General features: G+C 64.7%; 22 protein-coding genes. 8 read left to right on the top strand and 14 right to left on the bottom strand.

Going from position 1 to position 20,825, the window contains the following annotated elements; all coding sequences use genetic code 11:
- Window positions 1-140: 140 nt before the first annotated feature.
- Both IP91_RS12515 and IP91_RS26215 read left to right on the top strand, forming a co-directional pair.
- A complete protein-coding gene (locus IP91_RS12515) occupies window positions 141-515 on the top strand; it encodes a phiTE_015 family protein (RefSeq protein WP_145649357.1) in 375 nt (124 codons plus the stop codon).
- 164 nt (window positions 516-679) lie between these two features.
- Entirely contained in the window at window positions 680-1,231 is a 552-nt protein-coding gene (locus tag IP91_RS26215) for a hypothetical protein (protein WP_199754586.1), read from the top strand.
- A gap of 191 nt (window positions 1,232-1,422) precedes the next feature.
- Here IP91_RS26215 and IP91_RS12505 read toward each other — a convergent pair whose 3' ends face one another.
- Window positions 1,423-2,916, bottom strand: coding sequence for a leucyl aminopeptidase (locus tag IP91_RS12505; protein WP_145649356.1), 1,494 nt, complete (start codon window positions 2,914-2,916; stop codon window positions 1,423-1,425).
- 86 nt (window positions 2,917-3,002) lie between these two features.
- On the opposite strand from IP91_RS12505, the gene lptF reads away from it, so the two are divergent.
- Genes lptF through IP91_RS12490 form a run of 3 tightly spaced genes read left to right on the top strand, consistent with a single transcriptional unit; the run spans window position 3,003 to window position 5,673 of the window.
- Window positions 3,003-4,121: an LPS export ABC transporter permease LptF gene (gene lptF, locus IP91_RS12500; protein WP_145649355.1), complete on the top strand. Its 1,119-nt coding sequence runs from the start codon at window positions 3,003-3,005 to the stop codon at window positions 4,119-4,121.
- Entirely contained in the window at window positions 4,118-5,281 is a 1,164-nt protein-coding gene (lptG, locus tag IP91_RS12495) for an LPS export ABC transporter permease LptG (RefSeq protein ID WP_145649354.1), read from the top strand. The genes lptF and lptG overlap by 4 nt, the downstream gene beginning before the upstream one ends.
- Window positions 5,281-5,673 (top strand): sirohydrochlorin chelatase, encoded by a 393-nt coding sequence (locus IP91_RS12490; RefSeq protein WP_145649353.1) that lies wholly within the window; start codon window positions 5,281-5,283, stop codon window positions 5,671-5,673. Before lptG ends, IP91_RS12490 begins: the two co-directional genes overlap by 1 nt.
- Here the strand turns inward: IP91_RS12490 and IP91_RS12485 are convergent.
- The 9 genes from IP91_RS12485 to IP91_RS12445 form a co-directional block, all read right to left on the bottom strand.
- A complete protein-coding gene (locus IP91_RS12485) occupies window positions 5,630-6,460 on the bottom strand; it encodes a hypothetical protein (RefSeq protein ID WP_145649352.1) in 831 nt (276 codons plus the stop codon). The two genes, IP91_RS12490 and IP91_RS12485, sit on opposite strands and share 44 nt — an antisense overlap.
- Window positions 6,460-7,221: a hypothetical protein gene (locus IP91_RS12480; RefSeq protein WP_145649351.1), complete on the bottom strand. Its 762-nt coding sequence runs from the start codon at window positions 7,219-7,221 to the stop codon at window positions 6,460-6,462. The genes IP91_RS12485 and IP91_RS12480 overlap by 1 nt, the downstream gene beginning before the upstream one ends.
- A 39-nt stretch (window positions 7,222-7,260) precedes the next feature.
- Window positions 7,261-7,746 carry a DUF6328 family protein gene (locus IP91_RS12475; RefSeq protein ID WP_145649350.1) on the bottom strand — a complete coding sequence of 162 codons (486 nt, stop codon included), beginning with the start codon at window positions 7,744-7,746 and terminating at the stop codon, window positions 7,261-7,263.
- A 98-nt stretch (window positions 7,747-7,844) separates the two neighbouring features.
- Complete coding sequence (gene cobA / locus IP91_RS12470; protein ID WP_145649349.1) at window positions 7,845-8,564, bottom strand: uroporphyrinogen-III C-methyltransferase; 720 nt, start codon at window positions 8,562-8,564, stop codon at window positions 7,845-7,847.
- Window positions 8,565-8,593: 29 nt separating this feature from the next.
- Window positions 8,594-9,904 carry a sulfate adenylyltransferase subunit 1 gene (locus IP91_RS12465; RefSeq protein ID WP_145649348.1) on the bottom strand — a complete coding sequence of 437 codons (1,311 nt, stop codon included), beginning with the start codon at window positions 9,902-9,904 and terminating at the stop codon, window positions 8,594-8,596.
- Window positions 9,904-10,842 (bottom strand): sulfate adenylyltransferase subunit CysD, encoded by a 939-nt coding sequence (gene cysD / locus IP91_RS12460; RefSeq protein ID WP_145649347.1) that lies wholly within the window; start codon window positions 10,840-10,842, stop codon window positions 9,904-9,906. The genes IP91_RS12465 and cysD overlap by 1 nt, the downstream gene beginning before the upstream one ends.
- 22 nt (window positions 10,843-10,864) lie before the next feature.
- Window positions 10,865-11,581, bottom strand: a complete 717-nt coding sequence (locus tag IP91_RS12455; RefSeq protein WP_145649346.1) for a phosphoadenylyl-sulfate reductase — start codon at window positions 11,579-11,581, stop codon at window positions 10,865-10,867.
- Between the two features lie 11 nt (window positions 11,582-11,592).
- The gene (locus IP91_RS12450; protein ID WP_145649807.1) at window positions 11,593-12,150 is read right to left on the bottom strand and encodes a DUF934 domain-containing protein; all 558 of its coding nucleotides are present in this window, start codon (window positions 12,148-12,150) and stop codon (window positions 11,593-11,595) included.
- On the bottom strand, window positions 12,143-13,834 hold the full coding sequence (locus IP91_RS12445; protein WP_145649345.1) for a nitrite/sulfite reductase: 1,692 nt from the start codon (window positions 13,832-13,834) through the stop codon (window positions 12,143-12,145). Before IP91_RS12445 ends, IP91_RS12450 begins: the two co-directional genes overlap by 8 nt.
- Window positions 13,835-13,989: 155 nt before the next feature.
- Between IP91_RS12445 and IP91_RS12440 the strand changes: the two genes are divergently transcribed.
- From IP91_RS12440 to IP91_RS12430, 3 genes are all read left to right on the top strand, one after another.
- Complete coding sequence (locus IP91_RS12440) at window positions 13,990-14,931, top strand: CysB family HTH-type transcriptional regulator (RefSeq protein WP_145649344.1); 942 nt, start codon at window positions 13,990-13,992, stop codon at window positions 14,929-14,931.
- Window positions 14,928-15,581 (top strand): class I SAM-dependent methyltransferase, encoded by a 654-nt coding sequence (locus tag IP91_RS12435; protein ID WP_145649343.1) that lies wholly within the window; start codon window positions 14,928-14,930, stop codon window positions 15,579-15,581. The genes IP91_RS12440 and IP91_RS12435 overlap by 4 nt, the downstream gene beginning before the upstream one ends.
- 150 nt (window positions 15,582-15,731) lie before the next feature.
- The gene (locus IP91_RS12430) at window positions 15,732-16,817 is read left to right on the top strand and encodes a porin (protein ID WP_145649342.1); all 1,086 of its coding nucleotides are present in this window, start codon (window positions 15,732-15,734) and stop codon (window positions 16,815-16,817) included.
- 77 nt (window positions 16,818-16,894) lie between these two features.
- Here IP91_RS12430 and IP91_RS12425 read toward each other — a convergent pair whose 3' ends face one another.
- The 4 genes from IP91_RS12425 to IP91_RS12410 form a co-directional block, all read right to left on the bottom strand.
- Window positions 16,895-17,173 carry a hypothetical protein gene (locus tag IP91_RS12425; RefSeq protein WP_145649341.1) on the bottom strand — a complete coding sequence of 93 codons (279 nt, stop codon included), beginning with the start codon at window positions 17,171-17,173 and terminating at the stop codon, window positions 16,895-16,897.
- Window positions 17,174-17,177: 4 nt separating this feature from the next.
- Complete coding sequence (locus IP91_RS12420; RefSeq protein ID WP_307724419.1) at window positions 17,178-17,933, bottom strand: sensor histidine kinase; 756 nt, start codon at window positions 17,931-17,933, stop codon at window positions 17,178-17,180.
- Window positions 17,934-18,060: 127 nt separating this feature from the next.
- Window positions 18,061-18,822, bottom strand: a complete 762-nt coding sequence (locus tag IP91_RS12415) for a LytR/AlgR family response regulator transcription factor (protein WP_145649339.1) — start codon at window positions 18,820-18,822, stop codon at window positions 18,061-18,063.
- 99 nt (window positions 18,823-18,921) lie between these two features.
- Window positions 18,922-20,271: a histidine kinase gene (locus IP91_RS12410; RefSeq protein WP_145649338.1), complete on the bottom strand. Its 1,350-nt coding sequence runs from the start codon at window positions 20,269-20,271 to the stop codon at window positions 18,922-18,924.
- Window positions 20,272-20,825: the final 554 nt, after the last annotated feature.

Here is a 20,825-nt window from a genome sequence, read left to right as displayed (position 1 = left end):
GGGACTGTCCGGCCGGCTCAGGCGTCGTCGGCGCAACAACATTGCAAAAAAAATGCTGCTGTGATGTTGTCGTGCGACAAGTGGTGGTACTATCTAGAAACACTTGGTTTAAACGTGCAAAGCATTTGTAAAGGAAGAAAATGCGATCTGCATTCGAAACATGGGCTCAGAAAGACGGACACATCGTCCGCCGCCGCGAAGACAAGCCGGAAGAATATCTGGTCTTTGAAACGCAGCGCCGCTGGCTGATCTGGCAGGCGGCACTGGAACACGGCAAGACGCCGGCTGGCCGCAAGGCTGCGCCGAAGGAAGCCGTCGAGAAAACCGCGCGCGCCGGCGCCGCGGCACGTCCCCCGGTCATCGCCGCGGATGAAGCCGAAGTCCGCACGCAGGTGCTGAACGAAGTGCTCGATGCCTTCTCGGCACTCAAGAGCCGGGACGATACGGCCATGGACGACATCCTGCATGTCATCCAGGGACTGAAGCAGAAGCAGGCCGCCAAGAACGGCGACTGAGCTGCATGCCGACCCGGCAGACGTCCAGGTCCGGCACGGTGCCAGCGCGCCGCGCCGGATTGGCTGATGCCGCGCCAGTGGCGGGCGGCTTGACTGCGTCCGTTGTGCTGCTGGCTTTACAGCCGCTGGCTTTCCTGTCGAAGTGCTTCCAGCGTAGGTATTGCTTGTCCGCGCTGCGTCGTGTGGCCATCGGCGGCGCGCTGTCCATCGCTGCCGCAGGCTGCGGCACGCTCACTGAAACCACCGAACAGTATGTCATGGTGCAGACGGTGCTGGATCACCAGCAGGTGGCCGGCATCGGCTGCGTGCTGTCCAACGACGTGGGGCGCTGGTTCGTCCATTCGCCCGGCCGCGTGCAGATCCGCAAGAGCACGAAGCCGCTGGTGGTCGACTGCCGCCAGAACGACGTGTGGGCCGTCGACGAGATCGGGCCGAAGCAGAACAGCTCGCGCTGGGGCAATATCCTGCTCACCGCCGGTGCCGGCCAGTACATCGACCGCCAGACGGGCGCCGGCTTCGACTATCCCGCCACGCTCACCGTGCTGCTTCAGCGGGTGCCACCTGCCCAGCCGCAGCCGGCCGCCGCGCCGGCGCCTGCCGCTTCCCCCGCCGCGGCCCCTGCCGCGCCGCCGCAGGCGAGCCAGCCTGCCGTCCAGCCCACTCCAGCACCCTCGACACCGCCTGCGCCACCGCAGGGCGGCTCCGTCATCTACTGAACGTTCCTTGCGCCGGGCCGGTGCAATCTCGGTGTCTCACGCCACGCCCGACGGCCTGAGGCGAGGCAAACGCGCAGCGTGGCGGGGATGGTGTCAGACACCTGTTTCAGCGCCTGCGATCGCCAATAAAAAAGCGGCCCGCGCAGGGCCGCCTCCATCACCGCGATCGGCATCCGATCACGCGCAGCGCATTACACGCGATTGAGCAGGAAGTTGGTCAGCAGCGGCACCGGGCGGCCGGTGGCACCTTTCGCAGCGCCCGATTTCCATGCCGTGCCGGCGATGTCCAGGTGGGCCCACGGGTACTTGCGCGTGAAGTTTTCCAGGAATGCGGCGGCCGTGCACGATGCGCCGCCCGGCGAGCCGATGTTGGCCAGGTCGGCGAAGTTCGACTTCAGCTGGTCGTTGTACTGTTCGCCGATCGGCAGGCGCCACGTGGTGTCGCCCGTGGCGCGGCCGGCCGCGGCGATTTCCTCGGCCAGCGCATTGTGCTGGTCGTCGTCGCGCGTGAACAGGCCGCTGTGGTGGTGGCCCAGTGCCACGATGCAGGCGCCGGTCAGCGTGGCCACGTCGATCACGGCGGCCGGGTTGAAGCGCTCGGCGTAGGTCAGCGCGTCGCACAGGATCAGGCGGCCTTCGGCATCCGTGTTCAGCACTTCGATCGTCAGGCCGTTCATCGACGTGACGATGTCGCCCGGCTTGGTGGCGCGGCCGGACGGCATGTTCTCGCACGACGGCACGATGCCGATCACGTTCAGCTTCAGGCCCATTTCGCCGATCGCGCGGAAGGTGCCCAGCACCGAGGCGGCGCCGCCCATGTCGTACTTCATCTCGTCCATGCCGGGACCGGCCTTGATCGAGATGCCGCCCGTGTCGAACGTGATGCCCTTGCCGACCAGGACGACCGGCGCATCCTTCGGCTTGCCGCCCATGTGCTTCAGGACGATGAACTTCGGCGGCTGCTCGCTGCCGTTGGTGACGGACAGGAAGCTGCCCATCTTCAGCGCTTCGAGCTGCTTGCGCTCCAGGACTTCCACGTTGAACTGGTAATCGCGGGCCAGCTGCTTCGCGGTGTCGGCCAGGTAGGTCGGCGTGCAGACGTTGGCCGACAGGTTGGCCAGGTCCTTCGTGAGCTTCACGCCGTTCGCCACGGCGATGGCCTGCGCCAGCGCGGCCTTGCCGGCGGCATTGCCCGGCACGGCCAGGGTCAGCTTGCGCACGCCGGCCGGTGCCGGATCCTTCTTCGATTTCTGCGCGTCGGTGCGGTAGATCGCGTCACGCGCGGCCAGCACGGTCGTCTGGATCGCCCAGGCGGCGTCGCGGCCATTCACTTCCGCCAGTGGCAGTGCCATAATGGCGTCCGCCGCGCCCAGGGTGGCGAACACCTTCAGTGCGGCCTGGACGCCGGTGCTGTAGGCCTTCTCGGTCACGCTGTCCGCGTTGCCCAGGCCAACGAGCAGCACGCGTTCGGCCGCCACGCCCTGCACGCCGCGCAGCAGCAGCGTGGTGCCGGCCTTGCCGGTAATGTCGCCGGACTTCAGGGCCTGCGTGATGTCGCCGGCGCCGTCGAGGGCCTGGGCGGCGCCCGAAAGCTTCCTGTTTTCGAATACAGCCACTGCGACACAGCCGCTTCGCGCGGACGCGATCGTGTTCTTTGTGTCGAATGCTTTTATGCTAAAGTCCATTAGGTTCTCCGTAGGTGCTCGCGCTCGCCCGATGGCGGCGCAGCAATGCTGTTACAAAACTAAACTAAACGAATTATAAGCTTCGAATGATTTTTCAACGCGCCCTCAGGCGTGAATTGGCCAGCTCCGCCGGGGCCACCTTTACGGTGCTGTTCACCATCATCGTCACGTGGACGCTGATCCGCATCCTCGGCGAAGCGGCCGGCGGCAAGATCGCATCGTCCGACGTGCTCGCGCTCATCGCCTTCGCCGCCCTCAATTATCTGCCACTGATCCTGGCGCTGACCAGCTTCATCGCCGTGCTGATGGTCGTCACGCGCTCCTACCGCGATTCCGAGATGGTGGTGTGGTTCGCTTCCGGCCAGAGCCTGACGGCGTGGATCCGCCCCGTGCTCACCTTCGGCCTGCCGATCATCGCCATCACCGCCGTGCTGGCGTTCTACGTGGGGCCATGGGCCAAGCAGCAGAGCGCCCAGTACGTGGAGCGCTTCGCCAAGCGCGAGGACCTGCAGAAGGTCTCGCCCGGCCAGTTCAAGGAATCCGGCTCCACCAACCGCATCTTCTTCGTCGAGGGGGCCGCGGGCCAGACGGCGGCCGTGCAGAACGTGTTCGTCAACCAGGTGGATGCGCGCGGCACGGCCGTCATCGTGGCCAAGGAAGGCGTGATCGAAACGGGCGACAACGGCCAGCGCTACCTGGTGCTGAAGAACGGCCGGCGCTACCAGGGCCAGCCCGGCCAGGCCGACTTCCAGACGATGGAATTCGACAGCTACAAGATGCGCGTGGCACAGCAGACGGCCGAACTGGGCGAGATCCAGGGCGTCGACGCGATTCCCACTGCCACGCTGATCAAGGTGCCGAACAACGAAGCGCGCGCCGAGCTGCTGGTGCGCATCTCGCTGCCGATCACCTGCTTCGTGCTGATGCTGCTGGCGATCCCGCTCGGCTTCGTCAATCCCCGCGCCGGCAGTTCCACGAACCTGATCATCGCGATCCTGATCTTCTTCGCCTATAACAACGTGGTGAAACTGTTCGAATCCAGCGTGAAGCAGGGCCGCTTCAGCTTCGCGATGGGCTGGTGGCCCCTGCACGTGGCGGCGCTGCTCACCGTCGTGGCGCTGTTCGCGTGGCGCCTGAACGTGAACAGCCGCTGGCACCCGCGCGCCCTGTTCGCGTCGCGCAAGCGGGCAGGGGGTGCGGCATGAACGTCCTCCAGCGTTACTTCACCGTCTCCATCACGCAGGCCGTCGGCCTGGTGCTGCTGGCCTTCCTCGGCCTGACGGCCTTCATGGACCTGACGAGCGAACTGAAGTCCGTGGGCCGCAATGGCTACGAGTTCATCGATGCGCTGTTCTACGTGGTGGTGATGATCCCGCAGCACGTGTACGAGGTGATGCCCGTCGCCGCGCTGATCGGCACGATCTACACGATGGCGCAGTTTGCCTCGTCGTCCGAATTCACCATCATGCGCGCGGCCGGGATGTCGACCCGCACCGCCGGCTGGATGCTGTTCAAGACCGGCATCCTGTTCGTCGTCATCACCTTCATCTTCGGCGAGCTGATTGCACCCCGCACGGCGCTGCTGGCCGAGCGCCTGCACCTGACGGGGCGCGGCACCACTGTGTCCTCCGAGTTCCGCTCCGGCCTGTGGACGAAGGACATCATCAAGAGCGACGGCCTGACCGGCACGGTGCAGGGCACGCGCTTCTTCAATGTGCGCCAGGTGCGGCCGGACAGCAGCCTGGTGGACGTGAAGCTCTACGAGTTCGACAACAGCTACCGCCTGCGCACGCTCACGGTCGCCAAGAGCGGCACCTACCAGGGCAACAACGTGTGGCGGCTGGAAGAGGTGACGGAAAACCGCTTCACCAATCCGGCGCTGCTCAAGGGCGAGGCGACACTGCAGAACAACTTCGCGCAGGAGAGCGGCGCGATCGCCACGCAGCAGTACAAGACGAAGGACCTGGTCTCCGAGATCACGCCGAAGATCCTGTCCGTGTCCGGCTCCGATCCGGAACGCATGTCGGCCAACGAACTCGCGGTCTACACCCGCCACCTGCAGGAGAACCGCCAGGGCACGGAACGCTTCAAGATCGCGTTCTGGAAGAAGCTGATCGACCCGCTGGCGATCTTCGTGCTGATGGCGCTGGCGCTGCCGTTCGCCTACCTGCACACGCGCAGCGGCGGCGTGAGCCTGAAGATCTTCATCGGCATCATGATCGGTGTAAGCTTCCTGCTGGTGAACACGCTGTTCTCGCACGTGGGCGTGCTGTCGACCTTGCCCGCGTACGTGATCGCGGTGATGCCGAGCCTGATTTTCCTGGCGCTGGCGATCGGCGCGCTGGCCTGGGTGGAGCGACACTGATGGCGACTGTTCTGACTACCCGTGCCCTGGTGCTGTTTGCGCACGGCGCCCGCGCTGCCAGCTGGGCCGCGCCGTTCGAACGGCTGCGCGACCTCGTCGCCGCACGCCAGCCGGGCGTGGACGTGTCGCTGGCCTTCCTGGAATTGATGGAGCCGCGCTTGCCGGCCCATGCGGCCGCGCTGGTGGCACGGGGCGTGACGGAACTGACCGTGGTGCCCGTCTTCCTGGGGCAGGGCGGCCATGTGCTGCGCGACCTGCCCCTCATGATCGAGCAGCTGCGCGCCGATCTGCCGCAGCTCACCATCGAGGTGGTGGAAGCGGTAGGGGAGAATGCCGCCGTGCTGGCCGCTATTGCGGATTACTGCGTGGGGTCGCTGCATCCCGCGGCATGACCCGCATCTCCCAGTCGACCATGCGGCGGCTGATCGTGCCGGGTTCGGCCAGGTCGAGCGCGGCCAGGACGCGCAGTTGGTCCGATTCGATGCCGGCCAGGCCATCGGCACGTGCCTGTGCCGCTTCGGCATGGCGGCCCAGCCCTGCCAGGATTGCCGCGCGGTGCCGTACATCGGTCACGTAATTCGACAGCGTTGCCGACAGCTGCATGGCCGCCCGCCCGGGGCGCGCCGGTAACGGCTGCTCACTCCACTGCGGCGAGAAAACCGGTTGCAAGGCTGCCAGGCCTTCGCGGGCCTCCTCGTTCAGGTGCTGGATCCAGCGTGCCGGCTCCGGCAGGTAGCGTGCGGCGAGCTCGAAGTCGCCCTGTTCGACGATCGGTTCAATGGCGCGCGATGACGCTTCACGCCGCGCCTCGTCCGGCAGCGCCCCCGCCATGTAGACGAAGACCTCATAGGTCGAACGGGAGTCGCCCAGCGCGTGGTTGAGCGACGCGATGTCGGGGAAGCGCGAGCGGGGATGGCCGGCGAAATCGGGCTGGCCGGAGTGGATGTCGCCCGCTTTCAGGCGTGCCACATGTTCGTCGCGCAGCGCCGCCAGGGTGCGGTAGGCAGGCGCATGTTCCTTGGCCAGCTGGCCCCACTGGAACAGCAGGCCGAACGAAGGCGGTGCCAGCCCCGGACTGGCGGCCCGCTCGTCCGCTTCGATCGCGCGCAGGATGCGCAGTGCTGCCGCATGATCGCCGCACTCCTGGGCCCTGGCTGCCGCGATGAAGCGCTCGTCCATCAATGCTCCGTAACGTTGGCCCGGGCATGTGCCACCATCGCGGCGATCGTGGCACCCGGTGTATCGAATTCGCGCTGCACGGCATCGCGCAGCGCATCGGATTTCAGCTCTTCCAGCGCGGCCCGCGAAACCTGCGCCGCGCTTTCTTCCTCGCCCTGGCGGTGCAGGATCTCCACGACCAGCCGCACTTCCTTCGCGTAGTTCAGCACGAACGACAGCAGGGCCGGGGCCGATGACGTGTTCCCCGAGCGGACCAGCTCTTCGGTGTAGCCGTTCAGGTTCGCAGCCAGGTTGGCCACGCGCGCTGCCGGATCGCCCAGATAGCGGCGTGCCAGTGCGAAGTCTTCCGCCGCGGCCAGTGCGGGCAGTGCCAGGTCGGCACATTGCTGCGCGAGTGCCGGCGCTTGCAGGTCGAGCCGTTCGAACAGCTCGTGCGTGGCGCGCTCCTCGCCCAGCGCGCCGTTGATGGCGGCGATGTCGCGGAACAGATCGCGCGCGCCGCCGCTACGGCTGCCGTCGCCCTCCAGCAGGCGTGCCGTGTCGCGGTCGCGCAGGCCCTGCAGCGCGCGGCGCGCCAGCGGGAACTTCTCCGCCAGGTAGATCCAGTCGCGCAGCGCGAACGACAGGCGCACGCCCGCCATGCCCGGTTCCACGGCCAGTGCGTTCTCATGGAACCAGAGGTGGTCGCGCAGCGCGTCCTCGTGGCGGCCTTCCAGCCGTGCGGCGCGTGCCCGTTCCAGTACGTCGTGTGCTTGTCCCATGCTGCCCTCGAATGCTCAAAGGCGCCATTCTAGCAGTGCCTAGATCGGCGTGTTCCGCTTCAGCCACAGCGGCAGCAGCCACCAGACGACCAGCAGCAGCAGGCCGATCACGCCGGCCGCCACCAGGCCGATGGTGAGGCCGAAGACCTCGGAGATGACGAGGTTGGTGCCCAGCACCAGGGCGATGCCGAGCGCGAACGAGCCGGCCACGATCTGCTGCGTGGCGAAATGCTTGAAGCGCTCGCGGTCCTGCAGCGGCCGCATCATGCGGTGCTGCACGGCCGGTGCCGAGAGCAGGATCAGGCTGGACAGGGCAAAGAAGAAGGTGGCCAGGAAAACGTATTTTTCCGACTGCACGATGTGGCGGAAGCCGCCGTTGAAGGGCAGGATGATCAGGAACGCCGTGAGCATCTGCGCACCGGGCAGCACGATGCGCATTTCGCTCAGCATGTCGGAGAAGTCGCCATCTTCCGGCAGGTCGGCATCGGAGGCGGGTTCGGCAAGATTGTCGGGGTCGGCGCGCATGGCATTCATCGGTTCTGGAGCGCGCCATTATAGGAGCAATCCGGCAACGCCGGCGCCGGCTACTCAGCAGTAGACATGCCCGGCTTGGCAGGCAAAGGTCAGGTGGGCTGCTGCGCGCGTGCCGCCATGGCTTCGCCCAGCATCACCAGCACGGGACCGTGCGGCGTGTCCAGGCCGAGCGCCAGCTGCGCCAGCGTGATGCGGGCGATGCGCTCGTCGGGACGGCTGACGTTTTCCAGCACCAGCACCGGCGTTTCGGGCCGGCGGCCCTGGGCGAGCAGGCGCTGCGCGGTGGCGATCGCTTCTCGGCCGCCCATGTACTGCACCAGCGTGTCGGTGGAAGGGATGGCGGCCAGGTCGTCTTCGCCGGGCGCGGTACTCGAGGTGAAGAAGGCCACGCTGCGCGCCACGCCCCGTTTGGTGAGCGGCTGGCGCGCCGCGGCGGCCGCGGCAACGGCCGTCGTGATACCGGGCACCACTTCCACGTCGATGCCGGCCGCTTCCAGCGCCGTCAGCTCTTCGTCCGCCCGGCCGAACAGCATCGGATCGCCCCCTTTCAGGCGCACCACGCGCGCATACTGCCGCGCGCAGTCGACCAGCTGGGCATTGATGTGTTCCTGCGCGGCGGAGCGCTGGCCGGCGCGCTTGCCGACCGGGATCAGCACGGCCTGCGCGCACAGTTCCAGCATCTCCGGCGTGACCAGCGCATCGTAGAGCACCACGTCCGCCTCGCCCAGCAGGCGCGCGCCGCGCACGGTGATCAGGTCGCGGGCGCCGGGACCGGCGCCGACCAGAAAAACTTTTCCAACTGCTGGCAAACGAAACTCCCGGCTGGCTAGAGGACTTGCTATGCTTCGCCGAGACGGATCATGCCCGCCGCGACGGTCTGGTGCGTGACTTCATCGATCAGGATGAAGGCGCCGGTCGCACGGATGTCGGCATAGGCATCGGCGGCCAGCGGCTGCTGCACCGTCAGTCCCAGGCGGGCCACGTCGTTCAGCTTCAGCGCCTCGGCATCGTGACGCTGCTGCGTATTGATGTCAAGGATCGACTCGATCTTGGTGATCTTCGCCGCGGTCTGGCGCGTGCCGTGCTTCAGCCAGTACTTGCGGCGCAGGTCCAGCGGTTCCTCGGACAGCCAGCAGACATCGGCGCTGACCTGCTTGAGCAGCGTGGCCGGCTGGTCGCTGGAGGCCAGCACGTCGCCGCGCGACACGTCCACGTATTCGTTCAGCACGATCGTCACGGACTGGCCGCTGCTGGCAGTCTGCAGCGAACCGTCGAAGGTGACGATGTCCTTCACGGTGGCCGTATGGCCGGAAGGCTGCACCACCAGCTTGTCGCCCACGGAGACCTGGCCCGCCTCGATGCGGCCCATGTAGCCGCGGAAGTCGTTCGCTTCATGGCCGTTGTGACGGGCCACCAGCTGCACCGGGAAGCGGAACGGCGAGGCATGCGACTCGTCGTACACCGACAGGTTTTCCAGCAGCTCGATCAGGGTCGGGCCCTGGTACCAGCCCATTTTCTCGCTGCGCTCCACCACGTTGTCGCCGGTCAGGGCGGACAGCGGGATCGGCGTGATGTCCTTCAGGCCCAGCGACTGCGCGAAAGCCTGGTAGGCCTTGACGATGCGGTCGTACACGTCCTGGTCGTAGTTCACCAGGTCCATCTTGTTGACGGCCACGACCACGTGCTCGATCTGCAGCAGGTGGGCAATGGTCGAGTGGCGTTTCGTCTGGATGAGAAGATCCACGCCACCGTCCTCGCGCAGCTTCACCTTCGACACGTCCACCAGGATGATGACGGCATCGGCCGTCGAGGCGCCGGTCACCATGTTGCGCGTGTACTGCTCGTGGCCCGGCGTGTCGGCGATGATGAACTTGCGCTTCGGCGTGGCGAAGTAGCGGTAGGCCACGTCGATCGTGATGCCCTGTTCGCGTTCCGCTTCCAGGCCGTCCGTCAGCAGCGAGAGATCGATCGTGTCGCCTACGGTGCGTTTGTGCTTGGCGCGCGAGACGGCGGCCAGCTGGTCGGCAAAGATGCCCTTGCTGTCGAACAGCAGGCGGCCGATCAGCGTGCTCTTGCCGTCGTCGACGGAGCCGGCGGTGATGAAGCGGAGCAGGCCCCGCTGGGACAGGTTTTCGTTGAGTGCGTTCATCAGAAGTATCCGGCTTTCTTGCGTTTTTCCATCGAGGCTTCGGAGGTCTGGTCATCCATCCGCGTCGCGCCCCGTTCCGTCACCTGCGTCACGGCCGTTTCGGCAATGATCGCCTCCACGTCGGCCGCGCTGGACGACACCGGGCAGGTGCACGAAATATCGCCGACGGTGCGGAAGCGCACCACCTGGGTCTGCACTTCCTCGCCTTCGCGCGGCGGCGTGATATCGGTCAGCGGCACCAGCAGGCCGTTGCGCGGGATGACCTGCCGTTCGTGTGCGAAGTAGATCGGCGGCAGGGCCAACTGCTCGCGGGCGATGTACTGCCACACGTCCAGCTCCGTCCAGTTCGAGATCGGGAACACGCGCATGTTCTCGCCCGGATGCACGCGGGTGTTATACAGGTCCCACAGTTCCGGGCGCTGCGCCTTCGGGTCCCACTGGCCGAACTCGTCGCGGAACGAGAAGATGCGTTCCTTGGCGCGGGCCTTCTCTTCGTCGCGTCGCGCACCGCCGATGCAGGCATCGAAGCCGTGTTCGGCGATGGTTTCCAACAGCGTGACGGCCTGCGCGGCATTGCGCGAATCCGTCAGCGGATTGCGCAGCCGTACGGTGCCTTTTTTGATCGACTCTTCGACGGAGCCCACGATCAGGCGCTCGCCCAGTTCCGCCACGCGGGCGTCGCGGAAGGTGATCACTTCCGGGAAGTTGTGGCCGGTGTCGATGTGCACCAGCGGGAAGGGGAATTTGCCGGGCCGGAAAGCCTTCTCGGCGAGGCGCAGCAGCACCACCGAGTCCTTGCCGCCCGAGAAGAGCAGGGCCGGGTTGCTGCATTCGGCCGCCACTTCGCGCAGGATGTGGATCGCTTCCGATTCCAGCGCGTCGAGATGGCGCGCGTTGACGTCCAGACCCGTGGTCCGGTTTTCTGCCAGTGCATTCATGTGTGTGCTTTCGGTAGGGCGCTTACGCGGCCACTGATTTGATTCGTATGAGCTTGCCGTCCACGACGTGCAGGCCGCATTCCTTCGACTCCGGGTTTTCCCACCACCAGCGGCCGGCACGCACGTCCTCGCCCGGCTCGATCGCGCGGGTGCACGGTTCGCAGCCGATCGACGGGAAGCCCTGCGCATGCAGCGCATTGACCGGCACGTCGTTGGCGCGCAGGTAGTCCCATACGTCTGCCTCAAGCCAGTCGGCCAGCGGGTTGAACTTGTCCATCAGGTGCGCCGGATCGTCCTCGTGCACGGCCAGCGTGTTGCGGGTGTTCGACTGCGCGCGGCGCTGGCCCGTGATCCAGGCCTTGTTGCCGGCCAGTGCGCGGCCCAGCGGTTCGACCTTGCGGATGCGGCAGCACTCGCGGCGCATGTCCACGCTGTCGTAGAACGCGTTCAGGCCGTTCTGCGCGATGTAGCCTTCCACGGCGTCCTGCTGCGGGCGGTACAGCGCGATGTCGTAGCCGTAGTGTTCCTTCACGCGGTCCAGCATCGCCAGCGTTTCCTTGTGCAGTCGGCCCGTCTCCAGCGAGAAGATGCCGATCGGGAGCCGGTCCTTCAGGATCAGATCCGTGAGGACCATGTCCTCGGCGGCGAGGCTGGAGGCAAAGACGGCGGGCGTGTACTCGCGTGCGATCAGCGCCAGGGTATCCCTGGTGGCCGCGACGAGAGAATCGAGCTTGCTCATTGCTGCCTTTCTCAGTTCGCGCCGTCGCCGGACACCGGTGCGCCCGCAGTGCGTGCGTGGCGGCGGAACAGCGGCAGGCGGTCGTCCACGGAGGCCTGGTAGGTTTCCGAGAACACGGTGAGCCCCTTCAGCGCATCCTCGATGCTGCGGTCCGGGCGCGGCGCGTAGGCGTCGAAGCCGGTGCGCTTCATCTGGAACAGCTGGTCGCGCAGCACGTCGCCGATCGCGCGCAGCTCGCCGCGGTAGCCGAGGCGCATGCGCAGGTTGTAGGCGATCGAGTAGCCGCGGCCATCGGTGAACTTGGGGAAGTCCACGGCGATGACGCCAAATTTGTCGAGGTCGCCCTTCAGCTCTTCGGGACGCTCGTCGGAGGCCAGCCACACGCCGATGTCGGCGCGGGCGGCAAGAGCCCCCTTCTGCGCCTGCCATACCTTCAGCGGCACGATGGCCTTGCCGGCCGGGACGGCGACGGTGGCTGCTTCCGCGCCTTCTTCCAGGCGCAGCAGGGTCCAGTCGTCCGCGACGATCGCGTTGTTCTTGATGATGCGTTGGGTGATCTGATCAGGCATATTCATCCTCTCCTACCAGACGGCCCGGTTCCTGGATCGGCGTGGCATAAACGTGTTCCTTGAACGGGGCGATACCGAGGCGTTGCGCGGTATCGATGAAGCGCTCGTCCGGCGTGCGCTCGCGCAGGTAGACCTGCAGCAGGCGGTCGATCACTTCCGGCATCTGGTGCGCGGAGAACGACGGGCCGATGATCTTGCCGATCGCGGCGTGGTTGCCCTGCGCGCCGCCGATCGACACCTGATACCATTCGCTGCCATCCTTGTCGACGCCCAGCACGCCGATGCTGCCCACGTGGTGGTGGCCGCAGGCGTTGATGCAGCCGCTGATGTTCAGTTCGATGTCGCCGATATCGTGCAGGAAGTCGAGGTGGTCGAAGCGCTCCGCGATGGCGGCCGCGATCGGGATCGATTTCGCATTGGCCAGCGAGCAGAAGTCGCCGCCCGGGCAGCAGATCATGTCCGTCAGCAGGCCGATGTTCGGCGTGGCCAGGCCGCGCGCCTTGATCTCCTGCCACAGCGCGAACAGTTCGCCCTGCTGCACATCGGCCAGCACGATGTTCTGCTCGTGCGTCACGCGCAGTTCGCCGAAGCTGTAGCGGTCGGCCAGGTCGGCCATGAAGTCCATCTGTTCGGCGGTGGCGTCGCCCGGCGGGATGCCGGTCTTCTTCAGCGATAGCAGCACGGCCGCGTAGCCCGGCACCTTGTGCGGCTTCACGTTACGGGACAGCCAGTTGCCGAACGCCTTGTTGTCGGCGTGGTCCGCGCGCGGGTCGATGGCCGGCAGCGCTTCGTAGCCGTGCGGCTGGAAGTAGGCGATCACGCGCTCCATTTCTTCCAGCGTCAGCGTCTCTTCGGTGCCTTTCAGGTCGGCCCATTCTTCCTCGACCTGGCGGGCGAATTCCTCGGCGCCGATGGCCTTCACCAGGATCTTGATGCGTGCCTTGTACTTGTTGTCGCGGCGGCCGTACTGGTTATACACGCGCATGATCGCTTCCGTGTACGTGAGCAGGTGTTCGCGCGGCAGGAATTCGCGGATCGTCGTGCCGATGATCGGCGTGCGGCCCATGCCGCCACCGACCATCACGCGAAAGCCGATCTCGCCCGCTTCGTTCGTCACGACCGTCAGGCCGATGTCGTGGATCGCGATCGCGGCGCGGTCTTCCACGGCGCCGTTGATGGCGACCTTGAACTTGCGGGGCAGGGCGATGAATTCGGGGTGGAACGTGGACCACTGGCGCAGCACTTCCGCGTACGGACGGGGATCGATGATCTCGTCCGCCGCGACGCCGGCGAATTCGTCGGACGTGACGTTGCGGATGCAGTTGCCGGAGGTCTGGATCGCATGCATCTCGACGGATGCCAGGTCGGCCAGGATATCGGGGGTGTGTTCCAGCTCGATCCAGTTGAACTGGATGTTCTGGCGCGTGGTGAAGTGGCCGTAGCCGCGGTCGTACTTGCGGGCGATGTGGGCGAACATGCGCATCTGCTTCGAGGAGAGCAGGCCGTAAGGCACGGCGATGCGCAGCATGTAGGCGTGGCGCTGCATGTACAGGCCGTTCTGCAGGCGCAGCGGCAGGAATTCTTCTTCGGTCAGCTCACCGGCCAGGCGGCGCTCTACCTGGTCGCGGTACTGCGCGATGCGCTCCCGCACGATGAGATGGTCATACTGGTCGTATTGATACATGGCGTTCCTATGGTCGCGGGCATGGGGTCTCCCCCCAAGTTTTCGCTATAGTAATAAAATTCTCCTTTATTCCAAACGACTTAGTCTTTATTTGCTTATATGCGATAGGTGTATAAGCTTCAGCGTAAAATAGCGGCCTCATTGCCGGGAACCCCATGAATCTCCACCAACTCCGCTTCGTACGGGAAGCTGTCCGCCAGAACTACAACCTGACCGATGCGGCCAAGGCGCTGTTCACGTCGCAGCCCGGCGTGTCCAAGGCCATCATCGAGCTGGAGGAGGAACTGGGGGTCGACATCTTCACCCGCCATGGCAAGCGCATCCGCGGGCTGACGGAGCCAGGCCGGCTGGTGCTGCAGTCGGTCGAGCTGATCATGCAGGAGATCGACAGCCTGAAACGGATCGGCAAGGAATACGCGGCGCAGGACAGCGGCAGCTTCACCATCGCCACCACGCATACCCAGGCCCGCTACACGCTGCCGAAGGTGGTGCAGGCCTTCATGCTGAAATTCCCGAAGGTGCGATTGTCTTTATTGCAAGGCAATCCGCGCCAGATCGCCGAGATGGTGCAGCGCGACCAGGCGGACCTGGCGATCGCCACCGAATCGATCGCCGGCGTGGACGGCCTGATCACGCTGCCGTGCTACCAGTGGGAGCACATGGTGGTGGTGCCGCACGAGCATCCGCTGCTCAAGAGCAAATCCGTCACGCTGGAAGAGATTGCCGCCTATCCCGTCATTACCTATGACAGCGCGTTTGCCGGCCGCAGCAAGATAGACCATGCGTTCACGCTGCGCGAGATCAAGCCGGACATCCTGCTCGAGGCGATCGATGCGGATGTCATCAAGACGTATGTCGAGCTGGGCATGGGCATCGGCATCATTGCCGGCATGGCCTTCGATCCGGAACGCGACCGCAACCTGCGCGCCATCCCCGCCGGCCACCTGTTCGGAATGAATATCTCGCGCGTGGCCGTCAAGCAGGGCGCCTACCTGCGCTCCTATATCTACACGTTCATCGAACTGCTCACGCCCAGCCTGAACCGCAAGCTGGTCGAGCAGGCGATGCGCGGCGAACACGAGAATTACGAACTATGAACCAGATCCCCCTGGCGCAGTACTACGCGCTGACCGCCGACGCCATCGAAAGCGTCTACGACAAACCGGAACGCCAGGAAGACCTGGCGTGGCTGCGCGACAAGGTCGCCGACCTGCTGGAAGGCCACACCGTGCTGGAACTGGCCTGCGGCACCGGCTACTGGACCCGCGTCATCGCACCGGTGGCCGACGCCGTCCACGCCACCGATATCGGCGAGGAAGTGCTGGCGCTGGCCCGCGAACGCCAGCCGGAGGAGGACGACAACGTGACCTTCGCCGTGGCCGATGCCTGGCACCTGCCCGAGTCGGTCGGCGAGTACACGGCCGTGTTCGCCGGTTTCTGGTGGTCGCATGTGAAGCGCGAGGAGCAGGACCGCTTCCTGGCACAGCTGCGCGCGAAAGTGGGCAAGGATGTGCTGCTGGTGCTGCTCGATAACACGTATGTGGATGGCAGCAGTACCGTCATCGCCCGTACGGACCTGGAAGGCAATACCTACCAGTTCCGGCTGCTGCCCTCCGGCGAGCGCGTGGAAGTGCTGAAGAATTTCGCCACCGACAGCTATCTGCGCAAGCGGCTGTCCAACGCGGCGCGCGATATCCGTATCGAACGTCTGCCGTATTACTGGCTGGCAAAAGCGCGCCTGAAGTAAGCTCTCGTGCTTGGCGCCGAAGTAACATCGCGTTGCAAGGTTGCAACAAGATGTCGATGTCATATTGTTGAAGTATTTGGCCGGCAAGATACGCCCCGTTAGATCAGGAGCGATCTCTCAGCCCGACCAACTTCAACAAGAGAACATCAAGTGAAAAAACTTATTCTGGCCGCACTCATCGCCGGCAGTTTCGCCGCCACCGCTTCCGCCCAGTCGAACGTGACCATCTACGGTATCGTCGACGCCGGTATCGTCCGTGAAACGGGTGGTGCGGCCGGTGACGTGACGAAGGTCACGAGTGGTATCGGCAGCCAGTCGCGTCTCGGTTTCCGCGGCGTCGAGGACCTGGGTAACGACCTGCAGGCCATCTTCACGCTGGAAGCGGGCTACAAGATCGACGACGGCACGATCGACAGCTCCGGCACGCTATTCAACCGCCAGGCCTTCGTCGGCCTGAAAAGCAAGACGCTCGGTACGCTGACCCTGGGCCGTCAATACAATCCGCTGTACAACGCCCTGAGCAAGGTGGCCGATCCGTTCGGCGCCGGCTACGCAGGCAGCGCGAAGAACCTGTTCCCGGCCGGTGGCGTGAACACCCGCGTGTCGAACGCCGTGGTCTACACCACGCCGAACTGGAGCGGCTTCTCCGTCGAAGGCCTGTACGCACTGGGCGAGCAGGCCGGTGACAACGAAGCTGGCCGCCAGTTCTCGATCGGCTTCAACTACTCGCAGGGTCCGCTGAACGCGAGCCTGGTGTACAACAACCGCAACAACGACTCGGCACCTGCCGGCACCGTGGCTGGCATCGAGCGTGAAGACGGCAAGAACACGCTGTTCGCCATCAACTACGACTTCAAGGTCGTGAAGGTGTTCGCGGCCTTCGAGCGCGACAAGGGCCTGAACAGCTCGCCGATCCCGGTCGCCAACGCCTACAACCTGCGCGTGGCACCGACGGCATCGCTGGAAGCGGATGACGCGCTGGTCGGCGTGCAGGTACCGGTCGGCAGCGGCACCATCATCGGTTCGTGGATGAACAAGAACGACAAGACTGCGAAGAACCAGGATGCGCATCAGTGGGCGGTCGGCTACACCCACGCGCTGTCGAAGCGCACCAGCACGTACATCGCTTACGCGAAGATCAAGAACAAGAACGGTGCCGGCTACACCGTGGGCAACAACAACGAGGCCGGCAGCGGCGACGGCGCCTTCAACCTGGGCGTACGTCACACGTTCTAAATGGAAAAGGCGCCGGAGACGGCGCCTGGTGCAGGATATGCCAAACCGCCCGCTGCGCAAGCAGCCGGGCGGTTTTTTCATGTTGCGGGGAGATAGATTTTCAGCAGGGCCGGCAGGAGCTGCGCCAGGAAGACAGCCGTGACCACCCACATGATGATTGCCGCCTTTGCTTCCGCGATATCGGATTTGGTGGCGTAGGTGGCCTTGATCAGAGTCAGGTCGGACTTGATCACGGCAACATCCTGTTCCAGTTTTTCGACGCGTATCAGCATGGATTCATCATAAGGCGGACCTCCTCCATCCGCAAGGCGGCGTTGTTTGCGCTCGTTCAATCCAGGGAGTTTATCAATGCTCATGGCGTTACTCCGGCAGGGGGAGATGGATATCGATGGTAGTCCCGCGTGCGCTGCCGGTAATTGCGATATCCCCACGGATGGCCCAGACCCGCTCGCGCATCCCGAGCAGGCCGAATGAAGCGGGCTTGTCCATGTCGGCCTGATGGATGCCGCGGCCGTCGTCCTCGATGGTGATGTGCAGCATGCCCGGATGGCGGCGCAGCCTGATCCGCACGTGGCGCGCCGCGGCATGGCGGGCAATATTGGTCAGCGATTCCTGCACGATGCGAAAGATCGCCGTGCTGTAGCGGTCGCTCAGCACGAGCGCACTTTCGCTGGCATCGAGCTGGCAGGGAATGCCGTGCCGTTCCTCGAAATCGTTGCGCAGCGATTGCAGCGCGAAGTAGAGGCCGCCTTCGTCCAGCGCGTGGGGACGCAGGTTGCTGGCGATGCGGCGCAGCGAGGTGATGGCCGACAGCAGGCGCTGGTCCATGCCGGCCAGCAGCTCGCGGGTGTGCTCGTCGACCGGCGTCGCCGTCATCGCCTGCGTGAGCAGGCTCATGTCGACGCGCAGCGTGGCCAGCAACTGGCCCAGGTCGTCGTGCAGTTCGCGCGCGATGTGGGCGCGTTCTTCCTCGCGGATGTTTTCCAGCGCATAGTCGGTGGCACGCCGGCCGGCCATGCGGGCACGGGCATCGGCTTCGCGCTGTTCCGCGGGCGTGCGGCGCCGCTTGCGCAGCCGCCAGGCAGCCCGGGCGGCCAGCAGGACGGCAGCCAGCATCAACGGTCGCGCTGCTCGCATGACGGTTCCCCTCGGCCGGTGGGCTCAGCCGCTGGAAAACCGTAATACAGCCGGATGGAAACAGGATTGATATGGCACAGGCGCGGTCCGGCGCCGGGCCGGATGGCTACATCTGCTTGAACAGGTGCAGGAAGCTGCGGCTCACTTCGAGCTTTTCGGGGCGGCCCTTGACCATCACGAGATGACGGCCGCGGATATCGCGTGTAACGCCTTCGATCGCCGTGACATTGACCAGCGTGGCGCGGTGGATCTGCCAGAACAGCGCCGGATCCAGTTCCTCCGCCAGATCCCGTACCGGCTTGCGGATCAGGGCTTCGAATTTATCCGTCTGCACGCAGGTGTATTTCTCATCGGAGCGGAAGAACAGGATTTCTTCCACGGGAATCATGCGCAGGTCCTGGCCGATACTGGCCTGGATCCATTGCAGGAACTTCGGCTTTGGCGCGGCGATCTTTTCGGCCAGCTGCGACAGCATCGCCGTGACACTGGCGTTCACGTCGCCGGCCGGCTTGGCCAGGCGCTCCTTCAGCCGCTGCACGGTGATCTGCAGGCGCTCCTGTTCCGGTGGTTTCAGCACGTAGTCGACAGCGCCGCGCTCGAAGGCCTCGACGGCATAGGCATCGTAGGCCGTGACGAACACCACATGGCTTCGGCCGCCGATGGCCGCCGCCGCTTCCATGCCGGTCTTGCCGGGCATGCGGATATCGAGGAACGTGAAGTCGGGCCGCAGCTCGTCGACGAGGGCAATCGCTTCGTCGCCATTCTTGGCTTCGCCGATGATCTCCAGTTCCGGCCACACCTGGCCCAGGCGCATGCGCAGCTGGTCGCGCATCAAACGTTCATCGTCGGCTAGGATCGCAGTGGGCATGGCGGCAGGGGAGAGTTGGCAACGGGAGGGCAACAGGTGCCAATTATTCAATGAATCGGCGGCCGGCGCAATGCCTTCGCAACGTCGGCCAAAATAGACTTATTTCCGGAACGGCGCCGACAGCTGGTAGGGCACCTCGATGGTGGCGATCACGCCGCTCGGCTGGTTCGGCTCGATGGCCAGGTGGCCCTGTTCGCCATGCAGCAGCTTCAGGCGCTCGCGGATGGTCGACAGGCCGAGGCCTGTGCCGTCGCTGGGCTTGGCGCCGAAGCCCAGGCCGTCGTCCTTGACGATCACGCGCAGCTGGCTGTGGGCCACTTCCGCGCGCACGGTCAGCGTGCCGCCTGCGGGCTTGCCTTCGAGGCCGTGCTTGATGGCGTTTTCCACCATCGACTGCAGCATCATCGGCGGGAAGGCGGCACTGCGCAGGCCATCGGGAATGTCGAAGTCGATCGTCAGCCTTTCCTCCATGCGCATCTTCAGCAGGGCCAGATAGGCCAGCACCATGTCCGCCTCCCGGCCCAGGTTGGTGATCAGCGTGTTGTCGCGCATCTGTGGCAGCACCGCGCGCAGATATTTGATGAGGCTGCGCTGCATGGCCGATGCCCGGGGCGGATCCGTTTCGATCAGGTGCTCCACGGACGCCAGCGTATTGAACAGGAAATGCGGCTCGACCTGCGCCTGCATCATCTGCATCTTCGCCTCGGACAGCTGGCGCTGCATGGATTCCCGTTCGGCCGCGGCGTTGGCCGTCTGCGTTTCCGCTTCCGCTTTCCGCTTGCCCCCCATGAGCGCTTTCATGCCGAACAGGGTGAGCACCAGCAGCGAAACAAAGCTCTTGAACCAGGTCGAGGCCTGCTCGTGATAGCGCGTGACTTTTTCTTCGGCGGCGTTGTCCACGGCTTCTTCAAGCGCATTGGACAGTTCCTCGCCTATCTGCGGCGGCAATTCGATATGGACTTCCTCGCCTGGCAGGTTGGTGACGTTGGCCGCAGCTTTGGCACCCTGTGTGGCAACGGAAGGGACGTCCGGCGTCGTTGCCGGCGCTGGCGTGCCGGGCACCGCGGGGATCTCTGGCGTCTCGGGTGCCTCCGGCGCCTCGGGCACTTCCGGGGTGGCGGGGGTGGCGGGGGTGGCCGGAGCAGCCTGGGGCTGGTTCTTCAGCTTGCCGCCGCGCGGGTTGAAGTGAATGCCGCTGTCGTCGATGACGATATTGGTGTCGCCGCCCGCTTTCTGGCGCTTGTGCGACTTGATGACGACATCTTCATCGACATTCGGGGAAAACAGCTCGTCCTGCAGGATGGACGCAGCAATCAGGGCCAGTGCTGCGAACAGGAAAAACTTCCACCAGGATAACTGGGTGACCCAGCTGGCGGTGCGATCGAATCCCTTGTGCAGCGAAGCCAGCAGGACTTTCAAGGACTCGGGTAAAGAATGGGTGGGGAACATCGCGACCTTCGGCTTTAATGGTGAAGCAAGTGTAGATAACGATACGTAAAAGTGTCCACCGTAGCGAGGGGCATGCGACAGCCTGCTGAAACATGGGCCTGGAAGGGAATAGCCAAGGATTTGCCGGCTGCCTGAAAAAGAACTTGCGCAGTCACGGACGGGTTGCTATAGTTCTGTCCCTCGCAGCGAACAACGCAGAAATGCAGAAGCAGCGAGGTGTTGAAAGCGCCTGGCGTTGACGACGAAAGTAAGAAAAACGAGGGGTTGACGAGCTGCACGAAACACCGCATAATCTCATCTCTCTGCTGCTGACAAACACAACGATTTGTCGACGAACCGAAGGGTTCGACAGCGATGGCCGAAAGGCAGAATTCTTTAACAATCAACAGTCGATAAGTGTGGGCGTTTGATGGAGTGCCCGGGGCTTCGGTCCCGATAACTCAAAATATAGCATCAAACGCTCATACAGTAATAAAACGCAATTTTCGAAAGAAAGTTTCGTCAGTTATTTGAATGGGCGACCAAGTCCGCAAGGACTTTAAACAGAGATTAAA

This window comes from Pseudoduganella lurida, assembly GCF_007830455.1.
Classification (GTDB): domain Bacteria; phylum Pseudomonadota; class Gammaproteobacteria; order Burkholderiales; family Burkholderiaceae_D; genus Rugamonas; species Rugamonas lurida.
This window is presented reverse-complemented; position numbering and strand designations above follow the sequence as displayed.

What these genes read in the sequence shown, in the direction of transcription:
- IP91_RS12515 (WP_145649357.1), top strand. Translation starts at nt 141, where the DNA reads ATGCGATCTGCATTCGAAACATGGGCTCAGAAAGACGGACACATCGTC.
- IP91_RS12505 (WP_145649356.1), bottom strand. Translation starts at nt 2,916, where the DNA reads ATGGACTTTAGCATAAAAGCATTCGACACAAAGAACACGATCGCGTCC.
- lptF (WP_145649355.1), top strand. Translation starts at nt 3,003, where the DNA reads ATGATTTTTCAACGCGCCCTCAGGCGTGAATTGGCCAGCTCCGCCGGG.
- lptG (WP_145649354.1), top strand. Translation starts at nt 4,118, where the DNA reads ATGAACGTCCTCCAGCGTTACTTCACCGTCTCCATCACGCAGGCCGTC.
- IP91_RS12490 (WP_145649353.1), top strand. Translation starts at nt 5,281, where the DNA reads ATGGCGACTGTTCTGACTACCCGTGCCCTGGTGCTGTTTGCGCACGGC.
- IP91_RS12485 (WP_145649352.1), bottom strand. Translation starts at nt 6,460, where the DNA reads ATGGACGAGCGCTTCATCGCGGCAGCCAGGGCCCAGGAGTGCGGCGAT.
- IP91_RS12480 (WP_145649351.1), bottom strand. Translation starts at nt 7,221, where the DNA reads ATGGGACAAGCACACGACGTACTGGAACGGGCACGCGCCGCACGGCTG.
- IP91_RS12475 (WP_145649350.1), bottom strand. Translation starts at nt 7,746, where the DNA reads ATGCGCGCCGACCCCGACAATCTTGCCGAACCCGCCTCCGATGCCGAC.
- IP91_RS12465 (WP_145649348.1), bottom strand. Translation starts at nt 9,904, where the DNA reads ATGAACGCACTCAACGAAAACCTGTCCCAGCGGGGCCTGCTCCGCTTC.
- cysD (WP_145649347.1), bottom strand. Translation starts at nt 10,842, where the DNA reads ATGAATGCACTGGCAGAAAACCGGACCACGGGTCTGGACGTCAACGCG.
- IP91_RS12455 (WP_145649346.1), bottom strand. Translation starts at nt 11,581, where the DNA reads ATGAGCAAGCTCGATTCTCTCGTCGCGGCCACCAGGGATACCCTGGCG.
- IP91_RS12450 (WP_145649807.1), bottom strand. Translation starts at nt 12,150, where the DNA reads ATGCCTGATCAGATCACCCAACGCATCATCAAGAACAACGCGATCGTC.
- IP91_RS12445 (WP_145649345.1), bottom strand. Translation starts at nt 13,834, where the DNA reads ATGTATCAATACGACCAGTATGACCATCTCATCGTGCGGGAGCGCATC.
- IP91_RS12440 (WP_145649344.1), top strand. Translation starts at nt 13,990, where the DNA reads ATGAATCTCCACCAACTCCGCTTCGTACGGGAAGCTGTCCGCCAGAAC.
- IP91_RS12435 (WP_145649343.1), top strand. Translation starts at nt 14,928, where the DNA reads ATGAACCAGATCCCCCTGGCGCAGTACTACGCGCTGACCGCCGACGCC.
- IP91_RS12425 (WP_145649341.1), bottom strand. Translation starts at nt 17,173, where the DNA reads ATGAGCATTGATAAACTCCCTGGATTGAACGAGCGCAAACAACGCCGC.
- IP91_RS12420 (WP_307724419.1), bottom strand. Translation starts at nt 17,933, where the DNA reads ATGCTGGCTGCCGTCCTGCTGGCCGCCCGGGCTGCCTGGCGGCTGCGC.
- IP91_RS12415 (WP_145649339.1), bottom strand. Translation starts at nt 18,822, where the DNA reads ATGCCCACTGCGATCCTAGCCGACGATGAACGTTTGATGCGCGACCAG.
- IP91_RS12410 (WP_145649338.1), bottom strand. Translation starts at nt 20,271, where the DNA reads ATGTTCCCCACCCATTCTTTACCCGAGTCCTTGAAAGTCCTGCTGGCT.